21 protein-coding genes and 1 other annotated feature are annotated in these 21793 nt (G+C 47.6%); of the genes, 5 read left to right on the top strand and 16 right to left on the bottom strand.

The window, feature by feature from the left end:
* Nucleotides 1-16 precede the first annotated feature (16 nt).
* The 3 genes from motB to KNP91_RS10510 all read right to left on the bottom strand — a co-directional run bounded on the left by motB (nucleotide 17) and on the right by KNP91_RS10510 (nucleotide 1888).
* Nucleotides 17-790, bottom strand: coding sequence for a flagellar motor protein MotB (gene motB, locus KNP91_RS10520; protein ID WP_214766451.1), 774 nt, complete (start codon nucleotides 788-790; stop codon nucleotides 17-19).
* On the bottom strand, nucleotides 765-1550 hold the full coding sequence (gene motA, locus KNP91_RS10515; protein ID WP_012371742.1) for a flagellar motor stator protein MotA: 786 nt from the start codon (nucleotides 1548-1550) through the stop codon (nucleotides 765-767). The genes motB and motA overlap by 26 nt, the downstream gene beginning before the upstream one ends.
* Nucleotides 1551-1648: 98 nt before the next feature.
* A complete protein-coding gene (locus KNP91_RS10510; RefSeq protein WP_012371741.1) occupies nucleotides 1649-1888 on the bottom strand; it encodes a hypothetical protein in 240 nt (79 codons plus the stop codon).
* 160 nt (nucleotides 1889-2048) lie between these two features.
* On the opposite strand from KNP91_RS10510, the gene KNP91_RS10505 reads away from it, so the two are divergent.
* Nucleotides 2049-3440: a TrkH family potassium uptake protein gene (locus KNP91_RS10505; protein WP_214766453.1), complete on the top strand. Its 1392-nt coding sequence runs from the start codon at nucleotides 2049-2051 to the stop codon at nucleotides 3438-3440.
* A 63-nt stretch (nucleotides 3441-3503) separates the two neighbouring features.
* Here KNP91_RS10505 and KNP91_RS10500 read toward each other — a convergent pair whose 3' ends face one another.
* The 3 genes from KNP91_RS10500 to KNP91_RS10490 are packed head-to-tail and all read right to left on the bottom strand — an operon-like array spanning nucleotide 3504 to nucleotide 7470.
* Complete coding sequence (locus tag KNP91_RS10500) at nucleotides 3504-4247, bottom strand: sugar nucleotide-binding protein (RefSeq protein WP_012371739.1); 744 nt, start codon at nucleotides 4245-4247, stop codon at nucleotides 3504-3506.
* Nucleotides 4244-5329, bottom strand: a complete 1086-nt coding sequence (locus KNP91_RS10495) for an SDR family oxidoreductase (RefSeq protein ID WP_214850035.1) — start codon at nucleotides 5327-5329, stop codon at nucleotides 4244-4246. The genes KNP91_RS10500 and KNP91_RS10495 overlap by 4 nt, the downstream gene beginning before the upstream one ends.
* A complete protein-coding gene (locus KNP91_RS10490) occupies nucleotides 5326-7470 on the bottom strand; it encodes a PAS domain-containing sensor histidine kinase (protein WP_214766457.1) in 2145 nt (714 codons plus the stop codon). Before KNP91_RS10490 ends, KNP91_RS10495 begins: the two co-directional genes overlap by 4 nt.
* Before the next feature lie 217 nt (nucleotides 7471-7687).
* Here KNP91_RS10490 and KNP91_RS10485 point away from each other — a divergent pair, with 217 nt between their 5' ends.
* Both KNP91_RS10485 and KNP91_RS10480 read left to right on the top strand, forming a co-directional pair.
* Complete coding sequence (locus tag KNP91_RS10485; protein ID WP_012371736.1) at nucleotides 7688-8212, top strand: restriction endonuclease; 525 nt, start codon at nucleotides 7688-7690, stop codon at nucleotides 8210-8212.
* 172 nt (nucleotides 8213-8384) lie between these two features.
* Complete coding sequence (locus KNP91_RS10480; RefSeq protein ID WP_012371735.1) at nucleotides 8385-8861, top strand: LURP-one-related family protein; 477 nt, start codon at nucleotides 8385-8387, stop codon at nucleotides 8859-8861.
* A gap of 48 nt (nucleotides 8862-8909) precedes the next feature.
* Here the strand turns inward: KNP91_RS10480 and KNP91_RS10475 are convergent, their stop codons facing one another.
* The gene (locus KNP91_RS10475) at nucleotides 8910-9530 is read right to left on the bottom strand and encodes a DUF1836 domain-containing protein (RefSeq protein ID WP_012371734.1); all 621 of its coding nucleotides are present in this window, start codon (nucleotides 9528-9530) and stop codon (nucleotides 8910-8912) included.
* A gap of 115 nt (nucleotides 9531-9645) precedes the next feature.
* On the opposite strand from KNP91_RS10475, the gene KNP91_RS10470 reads away from it, so the two are divergent.
* A complete protein-coding gene (locus tag KNP91_RS10470; protein ID WP_131503489.1) occupies nucleotides 9646-10293 on the top strand; it encodes a diacylglycerol/polyprenol kinase family protein in 648 nt (215 codons plus the stop codon).
* A 1-nt stretch (nucleotide 10294) separates the two neighbouring features.
* On the opposite strand, the gene KNP91_RS10465 is transcribed toward KNP91_RS10470, so the two are convergent.
* The 7 genes from KNP91_RS10465 to KNP91_RS10435 all read right to left on the bottom strand — a co-directional run bounded on the left by KNP91_RS10465 (nucleotide 10295) and on the right by KNP91_RS10435 (nucleotide 17713).
* Complete coding sequence (locus KNP91_RS10465; RefSeq protein WP_012371732.1) at nucleotides 10295-11158, bottom strand: tetratricopeptide repeat protein; 864 nt, start codon at nucleotides 11156-11158, stop codon at nucleotides 10295-10297.
* A gap of 108 nt (nucleotides 11159-11266) precedes the next feature.
* Complete coding sequence (ald, locus tag KNP91_RS10460) at nucleotides 11267-12391, bottom strand: alanine dehydrogenase (protein WP_026827186.1); 1125 nt, start codon at nucleotides 12389-12391, stop codon at nucleotides 11267-11269.
* 120 nt (nucleotides 12392-12511) lie between these two features.
* Entirely contained in the window at nucleotides 12512-13729 is a 1218-nt protein-coding gene (locus KNP91_RS10455) for a PucR family transcriptional regulator (RefSeq protein WP_114596638.1), read from the bottom strand.
* 204 nt (nucleotides 13730-13933) lie between these two features.
* Nucleotides 13934-14788 carry a sulfite exporter TauE/SafE family protein gene (locus tag KNP91_RS10450; RefSeq protein WP_012371729.1) on the bottom strand — a complete coding sequence of 285 codons (855 nt, stop codon included), beginning with the start codon at nucleotides 14786-14788 and terminating at the stop codon, nucleotides 13934-13936.
* Nucleotides 14789-14895: 107 nt separating this feature from the next.
* Nucleotides 14896-16452, bottom strand: a complete 1557-nt coding sequence (locus tag KNP91_RS10445; protein ID WP_012371728.1) for a solute symporter family protein — start codon at nucleotides 16450-16452, stop codon at nucleotides 14896-14898.
* Nucleotides 16449-16775 carry a DUF485 domain-containing protein gene (locus KNP91_RS10440; protein WP_131503487.1) on the bottom strand — a complete coding sequence of 109 codons (327 nt, stop codon included), beginning with the start codon at nucleotides 16773-16775 and terminating at the stop codon, nucleotides 16449-16451. The genes KNP91_RS10445 and KNP91_RS10440 overlap by 4 nt, the downstream gene beginning before the upstream one ends.
* Before the next feature lie 293 nt (nucleotides 16776-17068).
* Nucleotides 17069-17713 (bottom strand): TVP38/TMEM64 family protein, encoded by a 645-nt coding sequence (locus KNP91_RS10435; RefSeq protein WP_131503486.1) that lies wholly within the window; start codon nucleotides 17711-17713, stop codon nucleotides 17069-17071.
* Between the two features lie 239 nt (nucleotides 17714-17952).
* On the opposite strand from KNP91_RS10435, the gene trhO reads away from it, so the two are divergent.
* Complete coding sequence (trhO, locus tag KNP91_RS10430) at nucleotides 17953-18870, top strand: oxygen-dependent tRNA uridine(34) hydroxylase TrhO (RefSeq protein ID WP_012371725.1); 918 nt, start codon at nucleotides 17953-17955, stop codon at nucleotides 18868-18870.
* A gap of 61 nt (nucleotides 18871-18931) precedes the next feature.
* Here the strand turns inward: trhO and KNP91_RS10425 are convergent, their stop codons facing one another.
* Nucleotides 18932-19720 (bottom strand): alpha/beta hydrolase, encoded by a 789-nt coding sequence (locus tag KNP91_RS10425; protein ID WP_234944549.1) that lies wholly within the window; start codon nucleotides 19718-19720, stop codon nucleotides 18932-18934.
* A gap of 6 nt (nucleotides 19721-19726) precedes the next feature.
* Nucleotides 19727-21403: a GGDEF domain-containing protein gene (locus tag KNP91_RS10420; RefSeq protein WP_214850033.1), complete on the bottom strand. Its 1677-nt coding sequence runs from the start codon at nucleotides 21401-21403 to the stop codon at nucleotides 19727-19729.
* 125 nt (nucleotides 21404-21528) lie between these two features.
* Nucleotides 21529-21750: a binding site (T-box leader), on the top strand.
* Nucleotides 21751-21793: the final 43 nt, after the last annotated feature.

Genomic DNA, 21793 nt, shown 5'->3' with positions numbered 1-21793 from the left:
GATTAGTGAGTGGATATTATGGTTTGACCTTTGTCTCATCGAGGACATTTTGTGCCTTGATATCAATCAGCGGACGGATCAAGACTTCGACCCGGCGATTTTGACTGCGGCCGCTTTCCGTATCATTCGAAGCAATCGGTTGATACTCGCCGTAGCCGCTGACTGTAAATCGTTTAGGGGCCAGTTTTGGATTCCGCTGAAGAGCACGCATGAAACTGATGGCGCGTTCTGCACTGAGTTCCCAGTTCGATGGATATTGAACGGTATTGATCGGAATATTATCGGTATGACCCGACACCTGAATTTGACGCTGTCCCGCTTTGACGAGCAGATTACTCATGCCTTGGGCAATTTGAATCGCGTCACCTTTGACATCTGCTTGGGCAGGGGAGAAGAGAGCCCGGTCGCGAATGGTGAAGACAAGCCCTTCATTCGTAACCTCGACTTTGATGTCCTTCTCAAGCTTCTGTTGTTTGATGTAGTCATTGGCTTCTTCCTTGATTTTTTCAAGTTCAGCAATTTCATAGCTTTGTGCTTTCGTCCGGGCATCCGTCTTTTTCGAGTCCTCTTCTTCTTGTGAGGTCGATAAGGAACTGTTCGTAATCATGCCGGAGCCGCCGTTAAAGACGGAGCTGAACGATTGGGACATCGCTTTCAGCTTGACGGCATCGACGTTACTCGAAGCGAACAGGACAATGAATAAGGCCAGTAACAGCGTCAGGAGATCGGCGTAAGGAATCAGCCAGCCTTCGGAAATGTGTTCGTCATGCGGCTTCTTTTTCCGTTTCATACGTCGCACGCTCCTTCGGTGTCAGATAGACAAGTAACTTATCCTCCAGGTTTTTAGGCGATTCTCCGTTCTGGATCGATAAAATCCCTTCAATCATCATTTCATACAGTTGAATTTCAGTCGCTGATTTTTGCTTTAATTTTGTTGCGAACGGGAACCAGAGGACGTATCCTGTAAAAATCCCGAACAGCGTTGCGATGAAGGCACCGGAAATCGCATGTCCGAGCTTTTCGATATCGGATAAATCAGACAGCGCGGCGACAAGTCCGACGACGGCTCCGAGTACCCCGAGCGTTGGGGCATATGTACCGGCCTGCGTGAAGATATTGGCATTTGCATGATGTCGTTCGGTCATGTTTTCAAGGTCACGCGTCATGACATCTTCGACATATTCCGACGGCTGACCGTCGATGACCATCATGACACCACGGCGCATGAACGCATTATCGACTTCTTCGAGTGCCGTCTCAAGCGACAGCAAACCTTCTTTTCGGGCTTGTGTCGAAAGGGTCAGGAATTGTTGGAGCAATGTTTGTTTCGTCATCAGTTGTTGCTCAAAGAAAATGACTTTAAACAAAGCCGGGATGATCTTTAAACGTTCTTTTGGAAATGAGATCATGATTGCTGCCGCTGTACCGACAAAAATGATGACAAGTGCTGCAGGGTTCAGCAATGCAATCGGGGAGGCCCCTTTTAAAATCATTCCTCCGACTAAGGTGATGAGCCCCAGTATAATACCAATAATCGACACGATATCCATTTCAGTTGTGCCACCTTTCCTCATGTTGTCCAATCGTGAACGAAAAATAAAAAGAGCAGAAGAGGGCGTCTTCTGCTCGGAAATCCAAAAACCGAGAATCACGCGCCGTTTTCGTCGATCAGCAATTGAATGCTTTCGTTTCGTTCGTCACGCTCTATATCGGTTAATACATCGTATTTTTTTAATGCAATATACAATTCGTTTAGAATTGATTGATCCACATGCAGCGATAATAACTCCTCGAATTGATAATATAACTGTGCGGGCATCCATTGCGATTGGCGTTCAAGCCTTCGCGAGACATCTTCAATCGAATGGTCAGCCGTCCTAGGGTCCACTGTTTCCCTCAACCTCCTTTTATGATTAAACGTCGACTTTTATCTATTTTACCAAAAAAAAACGAAAACGTTTAGCAGATTCAAAATTTAAATAGAACAAATGTTTTTGAGGGAGTATGATAGATGCAATTGGGTCATTTCATCTAGGAGGAGTACGAATATGTTTTCTCATAAAAGACGTTCGCGGCTCGCGAAGTTCGGACGGTTCGGGGAACTGATTTATCATCAGTTATTCGATAAACCGGCCCGTTTTATCGCGACCGGTTTTACGTTGACCATCTTATTGGGTGGATTTTTACTGTGGTTACCGATTGCTCAACAGGACGGTCAGGACATACCGTTCATCGACTGTTTGTTTGTCGCGACTTCGGCCGGGACGGTCACCGGTCTTTCGACGGTCAATATTGCCGAATCCTTTAATCTGTTGGGACAAATCATTATGGTGCTGCTGATTCAGGTCGGGGGACTCGGGTTCATGACGATTGCGCTTGTCCTGTTGAGCGTAACAGGACGGAAGATCGGAATCCGGCAACGCATCATCATTCAAGAGATGTTTAATCTCGACAGTCCGGGCGGTACGATCCGTCTGGCCCGGAACATTATTCTGACGACTGTCGTCGTCGAATTGATCGGGATGCTGTTGATTGCGCTTGATCTGTTCATTCAATATAAGTACACGTTCGGTAAGTCCTTGTATTACGGATTGTTCCATGCTGTATCGGCCTTCAATAATGCGGGCTTTGCGTTATGGGGCGATAATCTGGTCGGTTTTCAACAGGATACGACGTTCATCCTGACGATTTCAGCATTACTGATGATCGGTGGACTCGGTTTTACCGTCATCGCGGATATATCGGCTAAACGGAATTTCAAGAAGATCTCCTTACATTCGAAATTGATGCTCTTATCACTTGTCGTCATCAACGGTCTTGGGGTTCTTGCGATGATGATTTATGAGTGGGTATCACATCTCGGATCGCTTCACGATAAATCTTTTTTTGCAGCATTGCACATCGTCTTCTTCCAAGTCGTTACGACGCGGACGGCAGGGTTCCAAACGATCGATTTAACGACGATGGTCCCGTTATCAATCGGCTTGATGATGGTCTTGATGTATATCGGGGCAGGTTCTGCTTCGACAGGATCCGGAATCAAGGTCACGACGGCAGCGGTCATCTTGAAAAACGTCTGGACGTACCTGCGCGGACAACGGGAAACCGTCTTGATGCGGCGAACTGTCCGGCCGCAGGCAATTCAAAAAGCTTACGCCATCGCCGTGTTCAGTCTGTTGTTCATCGCTCTCGTGACGACGTTGCTTGCTTTGTCCCAACCGAATCTCTCCTTTGTCGGTCTGTTTTTCGAGACGGTGTCCGCATTCGGGACAGTTGGTCTGTCGTTGAATGTCACGGCGGAATTAAACGACTTCGGGAAAGCCTTGATCATGTTTATGATGTTACTCGGACGTGTCGGATCGTTAACGATTCTGTTTACGTTTGCCGCTCAACACGATCGTTTGATTCGTTATCCGAAAGAAAATATGCTGATTGGCTGATTTTCCGGGAATGGTTAAAAAAGTGTCGTCTCTCCCATTTTTTATGGGACGGACGACACTTTTTTAATGAACGAAGGACAGGTGTTCTGAAATTGGTCGGATGACAACCCGTGAGTCGGTCATCCGATCGTCGCGCGTCATACTGTTATCTTCAGTAATGTGCCACTTCGACCCATGCAGGATGTTCAAAGCGGTCACGATGTCAAAAAAGGAATGACTTGCATTTCCGTTTGCCAAATAGAGACCGGGAGTATACGTCGTGACGATCGTATAAAGCGTCTGGGCCGTATCCTCTAGAAAAGCACAGGAAGGATACCACTGTGTGCTGGCGGGAATTGGACCTGCGATAGCATGGCGTTCCAAATAATCAATCATATTATTGGAGCCGGCTGCCTGCCCAATCTGCCAACCAATCCGGACGATGTAGGCATCGGGATTGACCGCTTGAATCAGCCGTTCGCACGTTCGTTTGTAAGCTCCGTACTCATCCGTTGCTGCAGGGACGATTGCAGGATCATGAGGTCCTTTTTGTTCGTCGGAATAGACGGAAGCCGTGCTTGTAAAAAGAAACGGAATGTTTCGTTCGAACGACAGTCGTGCAAGTGTTTCGGCGAATTCAGCCGGACCCATCCCGATATGCAGCAAGAGGTCGGGTTGAACACGATCGATGAACGCTTCCATGACGGCAGAATCAGTCGTAGAGACGACGGACCGGTCCCAGGCGGTGATATCGTAGTGATGGGAACGGAAGACGTCTGCGAGAACGGGCGCGACCGTTCCGTTCATACCTGTTATTAAAACATTCATACGGGTTCTCCTGTCTGCGGATGTTTTGTTTTGTAATAGGTGACAAGGCGGGGAATCAGTTCCGCTAAATCCGGACAGATGATACCCGTTCCGTCCAAATCACGTAAGGCGTTACTCGTATCATATCGGGCCGGATGGGCGAAGTAATCGAGTGTCTGCCGTTGCATCTGCAGGCGTTTCGCGATCCGCGGTGTGAGAAGAGACGTGACCAGTCGAAACGGAACAGTACCTCTCGGATATGAACCGTGATAGACGACGTGCAGCATCTCGTAAATCGCGCGGGCACCATGCGGGAACGGATCGGTCAGGTGATACGTCGTCCGGATGCCGGCTGGCGCATGACTGAGATACGTCGTCGCATTGACGACGTAATCATACGGAACAAGATTGACGAGTGCGTTTGCTCGTCCGGCATACGGTAACGGGGCAAAAGGACGGAGCAGCCGTAGCGCATTCAGAACAAAATACACACCATCCCACTTCGGGGTTTCACCGGTCTGGGAATGTCCGACGACGATTCCGGGCCGGATGATCGTATAGGGTAACGTTCCGACTTCTTCACGGAATCGTACTTCTGCCAAATATTTCGTTTCTTCATAGGCATTTTTAAAGTCGACCTGATGTGTTAACTCGTTTTCAGAAATCGTTCCGATCCGGAGACCGGAAACATAAGCCGTACTGAAATAGACATAACGTTCCAGGTGGACGAATGTATGGGCAAGGCGCGTCACATTCGAGGTGCCGGTGACGTTAATCCGAAAGGCAGTAGCGTAAGCAGTCGCCAAGTCATAAAGAGCAGCCAGATGGAAGAGATGAGTGACGCGACTTACCAGCTCCTTCCGGATGGACTCGGGCAAACCCAACCCCTCTTTCGTAATGTCGCCTTCAATTAAAATCAGCTGTTCTTCCTTGAGCGACGTCGTCCGTAAAAACTGTTCCTTCTGCGAGACGGCGCTCGCGTATTCATGTTTAAGATGCAACAGATAAAAGCAGTCGATTTGTTCAGGAACCAAAGCTAAACGTTCGATCAGCTTCGTTGCCAAAAATCCGGGGAATCCTGTCATCAGATAAGTTCGCGTCATTTTTTCTCAAAATCCTTTCGTGGATCCAGCTCCAATACAATCGTGAACGTCGATCCTTGATTTAACTCCGATTCGACGGAGATGGCGCCTCCGTGAGATTCGATGATTTCTTTACAAATAGCTAGTCCTAAGCCGGTTCCGCCGATTTTTCGGACGGCGGAGTTATCGACGCGATAAAATTTCGTGAATAATTTATCAAAAGCGGTGGGCGGAATGCCGATGCCGTAATCTGTCACGCTTAAGATGGCCTGATCTGCTGTTTTTTCCAAACGGACATCAATATGATCAGCGGCAGGGGAATACTTAATGGCATTGGACAACAGATTGATGATGACTTGTTTGACCTTGTCTTCATCGGCAAAAATAAGGATCGGGTCATCGTCCGTCACAGCATGGATCGTATGAATCTCTGCTGTCTCCCCGAAGGTTTCGATCGTTTCTTCCAACAATTGGCGTAACGAAAATGGTTTAAAGGCATAATCCTGTTTGCCGCCTTCCATGCGTTGGATGTCTAAGAAATCATTGAGAAGATTCGTCAGGCGCTTCGCTTCTTCATGGACGATTTCCACATACCGCGTCGTTTTTTCAGGTGTCGGTTGCCGGTAACGCAACAGTTCCATGAAACCAAGGATAGATGAGAGCGGTGTCCGTAATTCATGGGAGACGGTGCTGATCAGTTCATCTTTGACGTGATCCATTTTCTGTTCTTCCGTCCGGTCACGGAAGACGAACAGGAAGCCGTGTCGTGAAAAGCGGCTCCGTTCTTTTTTGATCGAGGTCGCATAAAATTCAAAGTAATGATGACCGGATTCATCCGGTTGCTGCAAGGTGAAGCGGAAGGAGATTTCGGAATGTTTCCCTGCCAACAATTCCTCGACCTGCTGCAGCATGGCGTACCGTGTCGCTAAATCGAGATTCGGAATCATGCTGATCCGTTCCTGGATTTTACTTGGCGCGATACCCGGTACATCCAGCAGCTTGCGTGCTTTGACGTTCATATAGGTAAAACTGCCGTCTTCCCCGGTCAGTAAAAAACCTTCATTGGAAGCTTGGAGAATCGACTGTGTAATATCGCGTTGGCGCATGATGGCATTTTTTTCACGTTCTAACATCTTTTCGATTTTCTTTTGTTCGGTCATGTCGCGAACGACGGCGACGCGCATCCGGGTCTTTTCGTAGGTTATTTCACGGGGAAAGACTTCAATTTCGACAGAAGTGCCGTCCGCCCGCCGCCCGATGACTTCATACGGTTCTTCATGATGCTTCATGATTCGCTGAGTGACGGAGTTCTGAAACTCGGGTTGGATAAAGTCGAGAATCTGATGACCTTTCATCAGTTCGAGTCGGGTCCGGAAAATAATTTCCGCCGCCCGGTTCGCATCGAGAATGAAGCCGTTATCATGAAAGATGACGGCTTCAAGAACCGATTCGGCAATCAGACGGAAACGCCGTTCACTTTTCGCGAGATGCAGCTCGACTTGCTTTTGAGAACTGATATCCGTGATGAATAAAAAGAAACCGCCATTTTGGAGACGCGTCATATACAGGCGGCCGTAGAAATAAGAACCGTCTGTCCGGTGATACGTCCAGTCATTTTCTGTATCCCGTCCGTGTAACAAGAGAATATCTTCATCGGACAAGTTTTTTAGATTTAACTGTTCAAGATGTTGTTTCCGGAGTTGGAATTCTTCCGGATCATGAATCGAGATCGGTGTCATCTCCTGAGGCAGCGCAGCGGGATCGACGCCGAACATCGTGCCGGCTGTCTCGTTGATGGCGGTGATGCGGAAATCCGGATCTGTCACGAGAATCGCGGCATCAATCGTTGAATTCAATAGTTGGTGGAGATCAAGTGACTTGATCGTGACTAAAAAGAAATCCGTCTGCTCGACCGGAGAAATCGTCAACGTGTATGGAAGCGAGACGACTTGAATCCGGCTTGAAATCGGGAAAAGTGTATCCTCCAGTAAGAAGAATGAAGAAAGCGATGTATCAGCTGATGACAGCTGGAACTGATTATGAAATGCAGGGTTCGCAAAGTCGATGATACCAAGTCGATCCACTAACACGACAGGCTCTTCGAGAGCGCGCAACGTTGCATGGATGACTCTGCTGGAAGAAGGAGATGAATGTTCTGCCATGAGCTGCCTCCTTAAAAGAAATGAGCGGTAGACGAATGTGTACAAAAAAGTCAGTAAGGTGACGTATTCTCTATATATTCTCCATCCCATGACGTCGTTCCTATCACTTACGCAAGACAGGCACGAATTTAGTATGATGAATATAGAGAACGAATCCGACTACGGACGGGTGTGACACGTAAACCGACGAGCGGACTCGGAAGGGCGGAACAAAACGATGCAAACACATACGAAACGAAGAATGATTGCCTTCTTATTTGCAGGAGGCGGGGGAGCCGCTGCTTATTTTTTTTCGAGTTCTTGGGAACCTTTAATCTTGATTGTCAGTATAGTAGGGTGTACACTCTTTTTAATCCTTTCCTTCCTGACACCGTCACTCGCCAATCGGCTGGACCGGATGGAAGGACGAGAGTTTGAGGAATGGTTGGTCGAGCTTTTTGAAAAAGCCGGGTATCGTGTCGAGTTGACACCGGCCTCACGTGATTTCGGAGCAGATTTATTGATTGAAGACGCACAAGGGTATAGGATTGCGATTCAAGCGAAACGATATGGTTCGGTCGTAGGACTCGAAGCCGTTCAACAAGTGGCGGCGGCCGTCCCGTTTTACGGTATGGATGAAGGATGGGTCGTGACGAACTCGACCTATACGGAAGCCGCGTATCGTCTGGCAGAACCGAATCAGGTTCGGTTGATTGATCGGAACGAATTACTGGAATTTGCTCATGAAATTGGCTTTCGCTAATGTTGTCGAATGATTGTCGACAAAAGGGGGTTGTCAATTTGTTCAAACGGTGCAATAATCATTTTCGTTAACGAAATATCAGTCAGATAAAGAAAATCAAAATTATACGGAATGTCTAAATATACTGGGGACGAAATACCAGCACTTTTTAGCAGTGAGAGGAGAATTTCTGTTGCGCAAAGTTGTCTATGTGCAGGGTTGCGTTTTTTCGCAAGGTCATGCCGCGATTTATGATGAATCCCACCAAATGATTGGGGCGGTTCAACACGACGATACAGGTCGTGTTCAAGTAATGAATGGTGAAGGTAGAGGGGTAGCGTTTGGTAAGTTCATCCCGACATGCAAGAAATGGGTCGTGATGAACCACGATGGTCAAGAAGTAGGTCAAATGCGTGAGAAATTTTCACTCTTCTCGAAGAAATGTGAGTACAACGTTTACGAACGAGGTACGTACACCATTTCCTTCGACCTGACAAAAGGAAAATTCTCAGTACGGAGTTCAGCGGGAGAAGTCGTCGCAGAATTGCTGCAAGACGGCGATGAATACCGTCTCGTCAAAGATGCGGATAAGCTTTCGATGTACGAATTACTCTCGGTTCTAAAGAGCCTGACGAATAACGTCAACTACAAGTCACTTACAGCAGTCTAAAATAAAAAAGATGTCCGGCCATCGATGATGACCGGACATCTTTTTTTATTAAGTTTGTAAGACATGTTGAAGACGTTGCTTCGCTTCGTGCGTCAGATGCGATATACGGCGCGCATAGAGGCACAGTTGGAGAACGTGGACAGTTTCAGGGCGGTAGGCGTTGATGCGCTCTAAGGACCGTCTCAAGCGTTTTTCCGTCAACTCGATCGGACCGCTTGTTTCCGCATGTTGTGTATACACAAGATAGAAGTCAAGCGGACTGATTAAATCATCTTCATCAATGTTTGGATTTTTGAAGACAATCGTCAATAATTCACGTGTTTCCTCCAGTGAAAACAAATGCTTTAAATCATCCAGTAAGTAAATGATGGCAGCCTGGTTAATGGAATACTTCTTACCCCGGTGCGGAACGCCGATGATGTCACGGACTTCGCGCTTCGTCCAATTTTGAATCGTCGTTGCCGACATATGTTCCCCGATCAATGCATTGGCAAGGTGAACGATTTCATTAATGGATAAACCGTTTTTGGAAGGATCGAACTGTTTGAGACGGGTCATTACTTTCGGCAGATCGGCTTCATCTTCTGACACAAGTGTCCCGATTCCTTTGCCTTCTTTCAAACGAAGCAGGCAACTGGATAACGTTTGTACTGCTTGAGCATCATACATGCAGAATACTTCCTCTCTAGAACGTCATTTGACCTTATGTTAACAAATGAAGGTTCGAAAGAGCAAACGCCAATTGAACGAAGTACAATGAAACTATCAAAAAAGGGGGATTCGTATGGAGTGGATTGCTGCAGTCGGAACAATCGTCATCGTTGGAATCGTCTTAGCCCTTCTCGAATGGACGGGAAAAAAATTGCAGATGCAACCCGAGACGATACGGAAGTGGATTCATATCGCGGTCGGGCACTGGGTGTTTTTAGCCCTCGCTTGGATGGAGCATTGGTATGTCGCCATCACACCGCTGCTTTTTTTCACACTGATCAATTGGATTACATTGAAACGAGGGACCGGGCGGATGAATCAGGTGGAACGGGTTTCGTATGGAACAGTGTATTACCCGATGGCCTTGGCCCTGCTGGTTCTGTTCTTTTTCGAACAGGAACCGATGGCGCTTGTCGCAGGAAGTATGGTCCTTGCCTGGGGAGACGGATTAGCCGCCCTCGTCGGAAAACGCTTTGGGAAAACATTCTACACCCGCGGAAAAATCCGTCGTTCGTTCGAAGGTAGCATCGCGATGTTTCTCGCCTCGTTTCTCGTGTTGACAGTGACCTTCCTATTGTATGAAGAACCGGCTTGGCTTGCCGTCAGTTACGGTTTTTTACTGGCCAACATTGCGGCCTTGATTGAAGCGGTCTCTTACCGGGATACCGATAACCTGTTGATTCCGCTGACGATCGGAGCTCTTGTCGCATTCGCCCTGTGAATTACGAACGGTGCAACAGACAACGCATGAAATACCGGGACCGGATCGTCAGGTAGAGCGGAATGGACCGGATTCCGGCATGGCGATACGTCAAGTCACGGCAAAGCGTATCAAAAACGGTCCGACACATCCGGTCTTTCGTCTGATCGTAGACGGCTGCCCACATGCTGTGTTCGACCATCAGGGAAAGCATGGAATCGAGCCGAAAGACGGTTGCTTCATCCGGTTCGCCGTCCAGTGCCTGATGGAATAACTCATAACGCATTTCCGCATTGTTGGCGGCGATCGAATGGAACACCATATCGTGGTGGTGTTCCGGAATTTCGAACAGCAATGAGTAAAGAGACTCCAGCACATGTTCATCATGCCCCGGCATCGACTGCATCATATCGATGGTCATCAAGGTCCCTTCTCCACCGGGACCGATTTTTTTCAGGTATTGGAGTGCATGAGACGCGGCCTCGCCGAAAAATTCCCGTTCGTGATAATGAACGGCTAAATGACGATGCACACTCGGCTCCTCCGGAAAAAGCGACAACGCATCCAGGAAATGCCGTTCGGCCTCATGTTGAAAATTTTCGACTTCACTCATCAAACCGAGCAGCAGGTGCGCCCGGACATGATCACCGGTTTCGGAACGTGCCTGTTCAAGTTGTCGACGTGCGGCTGAAAAGTTTTGTTCGTGAAAGAAAGCATAGGCTTTGGCAATCCCGGGAAGCGGATGCCCAGGGTCCAACTGGTGCAGGCGTTCAATTTTTTGCTGAAACAGCTTGGGTTCAAATTCAGACGTCAAATGCGACAACAGATCAAGCTCTGCGAAAGGGATTGTAATCTCATTTGATTGTGCTTGTAACGTATGGATCATGTGAAGACCACCTTATGTCATGTGATATCTTCATGATAATGGAAAGAGAAGACAAGAAACAGCCCATTGCTTCAGCAACGGGCTGTTTCTTGTCTTTATCAGATAGGCTTAAGCGTGTAGATGAAGCACATCTTCCACCGATTTGTACGTGTATCCAAGATCGCGTGCAACTGCTTCGTACGTGACGAATCCTTGGGCAACGTTCAGACCTTTTTCAAGAGCGGCGTTTTCAGCCAGCGCGCGATGAGTGCCTTTGTTCGCAAGCTCTAATACATAAGGAAGTGTCGCGTTCGTCAAAGCGAGTGTCGATGTGCGTGGAACCGCACCTGGCATGTTGGCGACCGCATAGTGAACGACACCGAACTTCTCATATGTCGGATCATCGTGTGTCGAAATACGATCGACTGTTTCGAAGATTCCACCTTGGTCGATCGCTACGTCAACGATGACAGAACCCGGTTTCATCCGCTCGACCATTTCAGCCGTGACAAGTTTCGGAGCTTTTGCTCCAGGAATCAAGACGGCACCGACAACGAGATCACTTTCAGCGACAGCTTCTGCGATCGTATACGGGTTTGAAATCAATGTGTTGATGGAATTACCGAAAATATCATCGAGTTGACGAAGGCGTTCCGGACTGACATCGATGATTGTTACGTCTGCACCGAGACCAACCGCAAGTTTCGCTGCGTTTGTTCCAACGACACCACCGCCGATGACCGTTACTTTACCGCGACGCACACCCGGAACACCTGCGAGCAGGATTCCCATGCCGCCGTGTGGTTTTTCGAGGAACTGCGCTCCGATTTGTGATGCCATCCGACCAGCGACTTCGCTCATTGGTGTCAAGAGTGGTAATGTCCGGTTTTTTTCGACCGTTTCGTATGCGATAGCTGTAATTTTTGAATCGACGAGTGCGCGTGTCAATTCAGGTTCTGCAGCCAGGTGAAGATATGTGAACAGTGTCAGTTCCGGACGGAAGTATTGATATTCTGAAGCAACCGGTTCTTTCACTTTCAGTGCGAGTTCTGCAGTCGCCCAAACTTCAGCCGCTGTCTCGATGATTTGTGCCCCTGCTTGCGTGTACTCTTCGTTTGTAAAGCCGCTCCCCATACCAGCAGTTGTTTCGACGATGACCGTATGTCCTTGACCCGTTAATGCTGCTACCCCAGCAGGCGTTAACGCGACACGGTTTTCATTGTTTTTGATTTCCTTTAATACTCCGATGATCATAAATGCGATCCCCTTTCGCGAATAAACAAACAGTGTGTCACTTCTTCTTCAGTATACGAGAAATGAAAGCGTTCTACTTTATCGGCGATTTCAAAAATACAAGCAATCCTTTGTGAAAAATCACAAAGGATAACGGTCTGCTTTTAGGTATAGGTAGAGAAGGGCCCGTTCCGGAAGCGACTCCATCCGAATACCGGCTTCTTCTTCGATTCTTCGCATCCGGTACAAAATCGTATTCGGGTGAACATGGAGATGAGAAGCGACCTGTTTGACGTTTCCGTCATAATGAAGGAACCATTCCAACGTCTCGCAAAGGGAAGCGGCATGCTTCTCGTCATAGGAACGCAAGCGTTCTATTTCTTCCAAGCGGACAGTTCTTCTGCGCAACCGTTCAGAAAAAATCGGCAAGAGTTGAAACAGACCAAGACGTTCATATCGTGTAACCGTACTAAGTTCAAACGGAAAAGCATCTTTTAACCGCAGAACGATGCCGGTTTCCTCGTACCGTTCCGGAATCGACTGGACGCCGGTAAACACTTCGCTGCTGGCAGAGATGAAGTTCGTATAATTAAACCGTTCCGCGAGCATCTGTCGGAATGACTGGATGAACGCATCGAACTGGAGTCGTTCATGATGGGCATCTTGATCGTTTGTGCTGATCCACAAAATAAAATCAGTTTCATCATATGCGTACAAAAGCGGTCGGACGGTTTGCTGGATAGTCAGCAAATAGCGTAAACGATCCGCGAGTCGCGGCGTGATGGCTTCTGAAAACCGGATCACCATCAGACGGCTGATTCCGGGTGGCGCAACATGTAACTTAGAGAAGGTCTTTAAAATTTCCGATTCGGGCATGTCTTCATGCAGTAGTTCAAAAAAGAATTGTTCCGTTTTTTCTTCCTGGCGTTTCTTTTGCATGTCGATCGCGAGCAACTGGCGCTGGGCAAGCAACGCTCCTTTTTTTAAATCGGATAACTCCGTTTCCGAAAAGGGAGTGCTGCGGGCAATCGACCAAATATACCCTAAAATTTCTGTGTCCTGTTTGATTGCAATCGCGACGCGGTCATTCAATCCGACACCCGTCCGGGCTGAAATGATTAAAGGTTCGTCTTGCGCAGCAAGATTCTGGATGACTTCGTCTTTCCACAGTTGATCGATGACCGATTCGGGGACGCGCCGCCCAATAATTGTTGCAATCCGGGCCGGATCCGTATCAGCTGTGTGTGTGCTGTAGGCAAGTAACCGGTGATTCCGGTCCTCGATCGTAATGGGAGCACTCAGTGCGACACCAATCGCTTCGGCTAAATCCTCAAGGGAATGATACGTCGCTTCCAACATAAAAATCAGACCTTCTTTCTCTATTTAAAAAATCCTATTGAAGTAAGTATATCTTTGGTTGTGTACAAGCACAAAGAAATTCCTGTAAGTTGTAAATTTTAACAAAATATAAAACGACTCCACGTCAAAATCAGACACAAAAAACCTCCCGACAGTTAACCGGATTTACCGGGGAACTGTCGGGAGGCGAGATTATACAAAGAATCAGCGGCGGACAGAGCGTTTACGACTGTAGACGACAAGTGTCAGCAAGAAGACAAGACTGAGGGCAATCAAGACAATCAGTGAAGCCGTATTGAAATGAAGGACCTCAAGAAGAACGCTTGTTGCAACGGTCAGATAAAAAATACCGAGATATTTTTTGACGAACGGGCTGTCGAAATGCGCCAATTGTTTGGCCCCGATCGGTGCACCGAGTAACGCTCCGATGATCAACATGACTCCGACGAGCAGATCGACATCGGTACTTGCGACCGTATAGTTGACGAGCCCGGACAAGACGATCAATAAGGCAGAAGCAATACTTGTTCCGACTGCGCGCTTCAACTCATATCCGGCAATACCGACCAGGAGCGGCGTGATGATAAAACCACCGCTGACACCGAGCAACGACGAGATGAATCCGGCAAACAGTCCGATGAATCCAAGCGCCAGGTAACGGTTTTTCCAACCGGTCTGTGATCCGGTCGTTGTTTTGGGACGTAAAAATTTATTGGCGAAATACAGCAGCAAACCAATATAGACGATCGAGATGACGAGATGGGCACCGTTCACTTCTTCCAAGCGGAGAACGATCGGCGTTGCGATGGTAGAACCGATGATCCCGACGAGACCGACGACCAGACTGTCACGCCAGACCACGTTTTTAAGGCGCAAGTGTGAGAGCGTACCAGATACGGTCGAGCCGAGCGTCAACATTAAGCTGGTCGCGATGGCGACGCTCGGGGCAAAACCGAGAATCAGCAAAAGCGGTGTTAAGATGATGCCGCCGCCGATTCCGAAGAAACCGGAGATGATACCAATGAAAAAGCCGAGCGGTAAAAAATAATAAAATTCCATTTGAGACATTCCTTTCACGTTCTTTCATACGGTTAGTATGGCAATCCCTTCGCAAAATGTAAAAGGGAACGGCTCCTTCAAGGGGGTTGAAGGAGCCGTTAAGGGGATTATTCTTTTGATGCCGCAACTTCAGTTGCTGTATCAATACCGGTATTGGCTTTGACAAGAATACGTTCGAAGTTACCGGCCACTTCGTCCGATTTCGTAACAAGTGTTCCGATGATCGCACCTAGAAAACCAAGTGGAATCGAAACAATTCCCGGATTCGACAGTGGGAATAACGCTTCCCCGACGAATAAGGCTGAACCGTCGACTGCCCAGATGTTAGGACTGAGCGCGACGAGAAGCAGTGAAGAGAAAAGACCGACGACCATACCTGTGACAGCTCCGCCAGTATTGAAACGGCGCCAGAAAATCGTCAGCAAAATGACGGGCAGGTTAGCACTGGCTGCAACTGCAAAGGCCAGTGAAACGAGGAAAGCGACATTCATCGATTGCGCGAATAACGCCAGTACCATCGAAACGAGTGCGACGGCAATGGAAGCGAGACGGGCAGCCGTCATTTGTTCTTTTTCCGTCGCTTGTCCTTTGCGCAGGATGTGACTGTAGAAATCATGGGCAAAGGCGGAAGCAGCCGATAAAACGAGTCCGGCGACGACGGCAAGGATGGTCGCAAAAGCAACAGCCGCAACAAAGGCGAACAGTAAGTCTCCGCCAAGCGCCTGCGCAAGGAGAGGGGCCGCCATGTTACCGGCAGCATTCGCAGCAATGATGTCATCTGCTCCGACGAAAGCCGCGGCTCCAAAGCCGAGGAAAATCGTTAAGATATAAAACGCACCGATGATCCAGGTCGCATACACTACTGATTTCCGGGCAGTCGGTGCATCTTTAACCGTAAAGAAGCGGATTAAGATATGCGGCAAGCCGGCTGTTCCGAGAACAAGTGCCAAGTTTAAGGAAATCGTATCGAGCGGCAACTTAAACTTATTACCGGGGTTCAGGAATGAATCACCGAGCGGCGTTGCTTGTTTCACTTCCGAAAACATCTTCATGACTGAGAAGTCGAATTTAGCAAATACCATAAAGGAAATAACAGCTGTTCCGGCCATCAACAGAATGGCTTTAATGATTTGCACCCAGGAAGTGGCCGTCATCCCGCCGAACACAACGTACACCGTCATCAAAATACCGACGATGATGACACTTGTCGTATAAGGAATCCCGAGTAATAACTCAATCAGGGCACCGGCTCCTACCAACTGGGCAATCATATAGAAAATGGAGATGACGATGGAGTTCATCGCTGCGACACCCCGAACTTTCGAGGCATTAAAGCGGGCGGCAATCATATCTGCCATCGTATATTTTCCTAAATTACGCAACGGTTCGGCGACAAGGTAAAGAACGACGAGGTAGGCGACCAGGAAACCGATCGAATAAAAGAATCCGTCAAATCCGGCCAAGGCAATCATTCCGGCAATTCCAAGGAAAGAAGCAGCTGACATATAGTCGCCGGCAATGGCAATTCCGTTTTGGGCACCGGTCAAACCACCGTCCGCGGTATAAAAATCGTTTGCCGTCTTCGTTTTACGGGCGGCGAAGTATGTAATGACGAGTGTCAACCCGACAATCGCGGCGAATAGGGCGACAGCTGTATAGTTCATTTCGATTCCTCCTTGATTTGTTCGACCAACCGATCAAACGAACGCGCTTTTTTGCTGTAAAGGGTACAGAACGTCCACGTCATGATGAACTGCAGGAAAGCGAATAGCCAAGCTCCTGTAATATCACCAAGCAACGGCCGATTCAAGAAGGTAAAATAGCTGGTCATGATAGGCAACGTAAAATAAAAAATGAGACAAAATAGAATAGCAGGTAAGATGAATGCCTTTTTTTCTCGCATCAATTGTTTAAATGATGGACTTTCGACAATCGCTTCAGCAGAGCGTGTTGTTTCCGTCTTAGCTGTTTCGGATACCTGATGCATGGGACGCCTCCTTTGAAAATGAATTTAAATTCATTATAGAGACACTTACTTTGGAAAATCTATCCTAATTTAGAAGGGGGAAACAGAGATATTATACTAGTATTGGTCTTACCAATTAATTGTAAGCGTTTTCAATGGTGAACAAAATGTGAACGTTATTTTAATAACATATTGATTTCAAAAAATGATTCAAAAGTCCTGCTTTGGAAAATGGATTCAAACCTTAGAAAAGCGTGATGAAACAGCATAATTAAAAGACACACCCTTCATCAGGATGTATCTTTAGAGGTAAATCATTTGTTATTGTGCTCGATTTCTTGTTCAAGCTCACGTAATGACTTCGAACGTCGTGCCAAGGCACGGCGCTTGATGATTTCTTCGACGCCGCGACTGACTCCCCAGATGGCGAGTAAAATCAGGAACAGAAAAACAAGCCGGATCGGCCGTTCCAAAAATGTCGACCATTCTTTACCGATTAAGGAGAAGATGATGACGACGATCAGTCGTCCTGCTCCGGCAGCAATCAAATACGTCCGAAGCGACAGTTGAATCATGGCGGAGATGGCTGTAATGATGAACGCCGGCATGAACGGAAGGGAAAAGAAAAAACCGAGCGAAATCGGACTCATATGGCGAACCCGTTCAATCCACTGTTGAGCGGCTTTATGTTGTTCAAGCCACCTCGTGACAGGGCGACGGAATAAATAACGGATACAGGCAAAGACAACAAGTGAGCCGAGCATGCTTCCGACCCAAGAGACGAGCACACCCATCCAAAATCCATAAGTGGCGGCATTGGCGGAAATGATCAGAACAAGTGGGAGGAACGGAAAAAGTGATTCCAAAAAGGGTGCGATCAATCCGGTCGCAGCACCACCCGGAAGATCCTGGAGAAACGTAATCATCTGTTCAATCCACTGACGGACGGTTTGGAGCATTCGGAATCCTCCTTACAATATAAACTGCTAATTTCTATTTTAACTCTTTCCCCGCCAGAAAGGGAGAAAGTTTGTCCGGAGCTTCTTCTGAAACTAGTAATTGTGCATTTCAAATGAAGTTGGTATTATACTTAAATGGGTGCGTTTTGCAGGCGTTCCCAGCTAGCTTATAGCTATGACGCTTCGTTCGCCAACGTTCGTTTTACTGCAAAAAACTGACATGGGGGCCAATGAGGATTATGAAACCTTATCGCGTACTATTATTTTATAAGTATGTTCCGATCGACAATGCGGAACAATTAACAAAAGAGCACCTTGCTTATTGCAAAGAGCTCGGCATCAAAGGAAGAATCTTGATTGCTCCGGAAGGAATCAACGGTACTTTATCCGGAACAGTCGAACAAACCGATCAATACATGCAAGACCTGCTTGCCGACCCACGGTTTAATGATATCGAATTTAAAATCGATGAGGTCGACGAACATGCCTTCAAAAAAATCTTCGTTCGTTATAAAAGCGAACTGGTCACATGGCGTTTTGAAGACGAGTTCAACGTCCCGGAAGAACATGCCGCGTATCTTGAACCGGCCGAATGGAAAAACATGATGCAAAATGAAGATGTCGTCATTCTGGATGTTCGGAACAACTACGAATACGATCTCGGTCATTTTAAAAATGCCGTCAAGGTCGATGTCGATGCGTCACGTGAGTTTCCGCAATGGCTCGATGAAAATGAACACTTGTTTGAAGGAAAAAAAGTCCTGACGTACTGCACGGGTGGTGTTCGTTGTGAAAAATTCACAGCGTATTTCCGTAAACGTCAAAACAGTGATGACATCTTCCACCTTAAAGGCGGCGTCGTCATGTACGGGAAAGATGAAGCGACACGCGGAGAAGACTGGGAAGGGGAATTGTATGTGTTCGACGAACGCATCCAAGTACCGGTCAACGAAGTGAATCCAACCGTCGTCTCAACATGCTATTACTGTGGGAAAGACGAAACACGTTACGTGAATTGTGCAAATCCGGAATGTAATCGTCAACACTTCTGCTGTGAAGAGTGTGAACCGAAAGTCATGCGATCTTGTTCAGACGAATGCCGGGAACACCCGCGCAACCGTTATGTGAAAGAGCAGATGGAAGAATTGGTAAAGTGACGGCGTATAAATAAAACAGGCTGACAAAATCCGGTTTCTGGATTTTGTCAGTCTGTTTTTTTTAGGATGAAAATAAGAAGCGGAGAATATCCGGCATCCGTTTTGCCCATTCGGTTTCATGATGGACGGCACCCGGAATGATTTCATAAGCCGCTTGTTGAACTTTTTTCTGCACCGCTTTCGCCAAAACCTCGTTCGTATGCAGATAGTCATTTTCTGTCATCGGTCCGCTGACTTCCTTCGTACCGACGTCCATGTAACAACGATGGTCCTCTGATAAACCCGGACTGCGCTCGATGAATTCCAGTAAAGAAGAAAAATTCGCCCAACCGGCCGTCGATAAAGCAGCCACACGTGTGAAGACTTCCGGATAAGCAAATAGGCCGTACAGTGAAATGACACCTCCCATGGAACTGCCGATCATGGTCGTATCCGTCGGAATCGTCGCATACTGCGCATCGATATACGGTTTTAATTCATGAACAATCCAGTGCATGTATTGTTTTCCGTTACCGCCGATCGTCTTGCGATGAGACGGATATGCAGTGCGCATCAAAAGGGCTTCATCTGTCCAGGGGGCATATTCATCGTAACGGTCCATCCCGTCATCCGGACTGTCGATGGCGACGATCATCGCGTGTAACTGAACGGTGTGTAAAGCATGATGGACTTCCCAGCCTTTTCCGAAAGAGGCGGTTTCACCGCTGAATACATTTTGTCCATCGTGCATATAGATGACCGGGAGTGCTTCATCGGCCGGGAGTTCAGTCGGACGATAAATTCGGATCGTTCGGGGCATTTCAAGTGTAGGAACCAATCGTTCAATTTCAGTAATCGACAAGATAGTCACGACCTTTCAAAGATTAGCGTAATGAGCAGTACAATTGCGACCGTTGTGTTTGCCTCCGACATAAAGGGCATGATCCGCTTGACGAAGCGATTCTTCAAACGATCGTTCCGACTGATATTCGACGGTATCGACGCCGAGGCTGATGGTGATGGATAAACGATGTCCGTCGACGACGAACGGTCGATCGAGTACAGCATGCCGGACCTCTTCTGCGACATCGATGGCCTGATTCTGTGGAGACTGATGAAGTAACAGGACAAATTCCTCCCCGCCGTACCGTGCTGCGAAGACATTGTGCTTTTTCTGCTGGATGGACCGGATTCTGCGACCGAGTTCACGCAGGACGAGGTCACCGACCTTATGCCCGTATGTATCGTTGACATACTTAAAGTGGTCGATATCAAATAAAACAATCGACAACGGATAACGGTCGGAAGCAAACTGTTGGGCCCCTTCCTCGTAAAAAGCACGGCTGTTGGCGAGTTCCGTCAAGGCATCCGTCCGGCTTTCGGCGTACAGTTGATACGTTTCCCGTGAACGGTGCACCACCCGGCAAAAAATGCGTAACAAACGCGAAAGCTCGTCTGCACTTGTCGCATCATAGGCATCGGCAATTTGATGGAACAGAACGATCGATACATCGACATCTTCGTTCGTAATCGACGGAATGGCAATCATCGAATGACGGTCAACGGGTAAATCGATTTGAATATCCGAGCCCCAATCGCATCGGAGACCGTGGATGATTGGGGTGTGTAACTGTTCGGCCGACAGGGAATGGAATAGAGGCAACACGTCAATGATTGTCTTCGTTCGTATGTTGTAGATCGTTTGCTTACGCTGTTGCTGAATCGATATCCATCCTTCTGAGAAATCAATCAGGTGTGGCAAGTCGCATAATAAGGAATCAATCGTTTCTTGTTCAAACCGGGAAATCAGCAGGTGTTCTTTTGCGTCATCAAACCGTTTGGCTTTCTCATTCGCTTCAATCGTCTCCACGCGTTGTTGGAGCAAACGTTTGAATAAAAATAAAATCAGTGTCGAGACAGATGCGGCGATGAGCGGATTCTCATCGTAAAACCAGATTCCGAGCAGGGCACATAAGATGCTGATACCGTAGACCAGCGTCTGCAGGCGGACAAGGCGGACCCAATCATATTTTAAGTAGAGGATCCGGTTGACGAACCGGCACTGGAGATAGGAAACGAGCATCACGGTCGTTAAATATCCGAGAAGCGGAAGGAGCGCTTTCGAGTAAGTAAAACCGGTCCCAATCGGTCCACCGAGTGCTAAATAGACAAGGGATGGACAGGCGAGATAAACCAAATCAAACAGAACGTTGATTGGATACAAGTATAAAAAGCGTTGACGGCGAATTTCTTTTTTGTGAGAAAAATATTGAAAAATGATGATACCAATCTGACTGAGAAGGATGGACGGCCCTAATCCGTAGTTAAGGAAGATGAATAAGATGATTCCTTCCTGAAACGTATAATAAATGCCTCCCCGCCGGATGTTGTCGAACTGAAACAGGATGATGAGTGCAAGAAGGTAGGCGGCATTGCCGAGTGAGAGTGGGAAGTCAATGAGTGTCGGATGTGTAAGTAAAGTGAAGGTAAGCAGGCTGGCGACGAGACACAAGACGAGCCAACTGTTTCGTGCCACTTTTTGATAGTAGACCATGGTGCGTCCCCCTCCTTTAACAGTCCTTCCCTACTTATACCCGTTTTGTGGAAATTATGATAAGGGATTTACAAAAAAATAAGGTTGAGAGAATGGGGTGAATTGCGTATAATGTGAAAGATATCAGACAATCGATGACGAAGAAAGTAACGATAGGATGTAATCGACCAGCGAATCAGGGAATGGTGGAAGCCTGAACAGATTAGACCATCGTGAAACGCACTTCCGAGATGCTATCCGAATCCATGTGATCAGGCCTAGCCGGGGGAACCCCGTTATCCCCGTTAAAGTGGGTGTCGTACCGTCGACACCAAGAAGAGTGGTACCGCGGTCTTTCCGTCTCTTTGCGTGTTGCGCAAAGGGCGTTTTTTATTGGAAAAAATAATTGTT

The sequence above is a fragment of the Exiguobacterium sp. s138 genome, assembly GCF_018618775.1.
GTDB classification, from domain to species: domain Bacteria; phylum Bacillota; class Bacilli; order Exiguobacteriales; family Exiguobacteriaceae; genus Exiguobacterium_A; species Exiguobacterium_A artemiae.
The sequence above is the reverse complement of the archived record's forward strand: the minus strand, read 5'-3'. Positions and strand labels throughout refer to the sequence as shown.

Excerpts from the sequence above, each read along its gene's own strand:
- KNP91_RS10495 (WP_214850035.1), bottom strand. The coding sequence starts at position 5,329 with ATGACGCGAACTTATCTGATGACAGGATTCCCCGGATTTTTGGCAACG.
- KNP91_RS10500 (WP_012371739.1), bottom strand. The coding sequence starts at position 4,247 with ATGAATGTTTTAATAACAGGTATGAACGGAACGGTCGCGCCCGTTCTC.
- KNP91_RS10450 (WP_012371729.1), bottom strand. The coding sequence starts at position 14,788 with ATGGAATTTTATTATTTTTTACCGCTCGGCTTTTTCATTGGTATCATC.
- KNP91_RS10485 (WP_012371736.1), top strand. The coding sequence starts at position 7,688 with ATGCAAACACATACGAAACGAAGAATGATTGCCTTCTTATTTGCAGGA.
- KNP91_RS10505 (WP_214766453.1), top strand. The coding sequence starts at position 2,049 with ATGTTTTCTCATAAAAGACGTTCGCGGCTCGCGAAGTTCGGACGGTTC.
- KNP91_RS10445 (WP_012371728.1), bottom strand. The coding sequence starts at position 16,452 with ATGAACTATACAGCTGTCGCCCTATTCGCCGCGATTGTCGGGTTGACA.
- ald (WP_026827186.1), bottom strand. The coding sequence starts at position 12,391 with ATGATCATCGGAGTATTAAAGGAAATCAAAAACAATGAAAACCGTGTC.
- KNP91_RS10440 (WP_131503487.1), bottom strand. The coding sequence starts at position 16,775 with ATGCATCAGGTATCCGAAACAGCTAAGACGGAAACAACACGCTCTGCT.
- KNP91_RS10475 (WP_012371734.1), bottom strand. The coding sequence starts at position 9,530 with ATGTATGATGCTCAAGCAGTACAAACGTTATCCAGTTGCCTGCTTCGT.
- motA (WP_012371742.1), bottom strand. The coding sequence starts at position 1,550 with ATGGATATCGTGTCGATTATTGGTATTATACTGGGGCTCATCACCTTA.
- motB (WP_214766451.1), bottom strand. The coding sequence starts at position 790 with ATGAAACGGAAAAAGAAGCCGCATGACGAACACATTTCCGAAGGCTGG.
- KNP91_RS10470 (WP_131503489.1), top strand. The coding sequence starts at position 9,646 with ATGGAGTGGATTGCTGCAGTCGGAACAATCGTCATCGTTGGAATCGTC.
- KNP91_RS10465 (WP_012371732.1), bottom strand. The coding sequence starts at position 11,158 with ATGATCCATACGTTACAAGCACAATCAAATGAGATTACAATCCCTTTC.
- KNP91_RS10435 (WP_131503486.1), bottom strand. The coding sequence starts at position 17,713 with ATGCTCCAAACCGTCCGTCAGTGGATTGAACAGATGATTACGTTTCTC.
- KNP91_RS10490 (WP_214766457.1), bottom strand. The coding sequence starts at position 7,470 with ATGGCAGAACATTCATCTCCTTCTTCCAGCAGAGTCATCCATGCAACG.
- KNP91_RS10420 (WP_214850033.1), bottom strand. The coding sequence starts at position 21,403 with ATGGTCTACTATCAAAAAGTGGCACGAAACAGTTGGCTCGTCTTGTGT.
- KNP91_RS10455 (WP_114596638.1), bottom strand. The coding sequence starts at position 13,729 with ATGTTGGAAGCGACGTATCATTCCCTTGAGGATTTAGCCGAAGCGATT.
- trhO (WP_012371725.1), top strand. The coding sequence starts at position 17,953 with ATGAAACCTTATCGCGTACTATTATTTTATAAGTATGTTCCGATCGAC.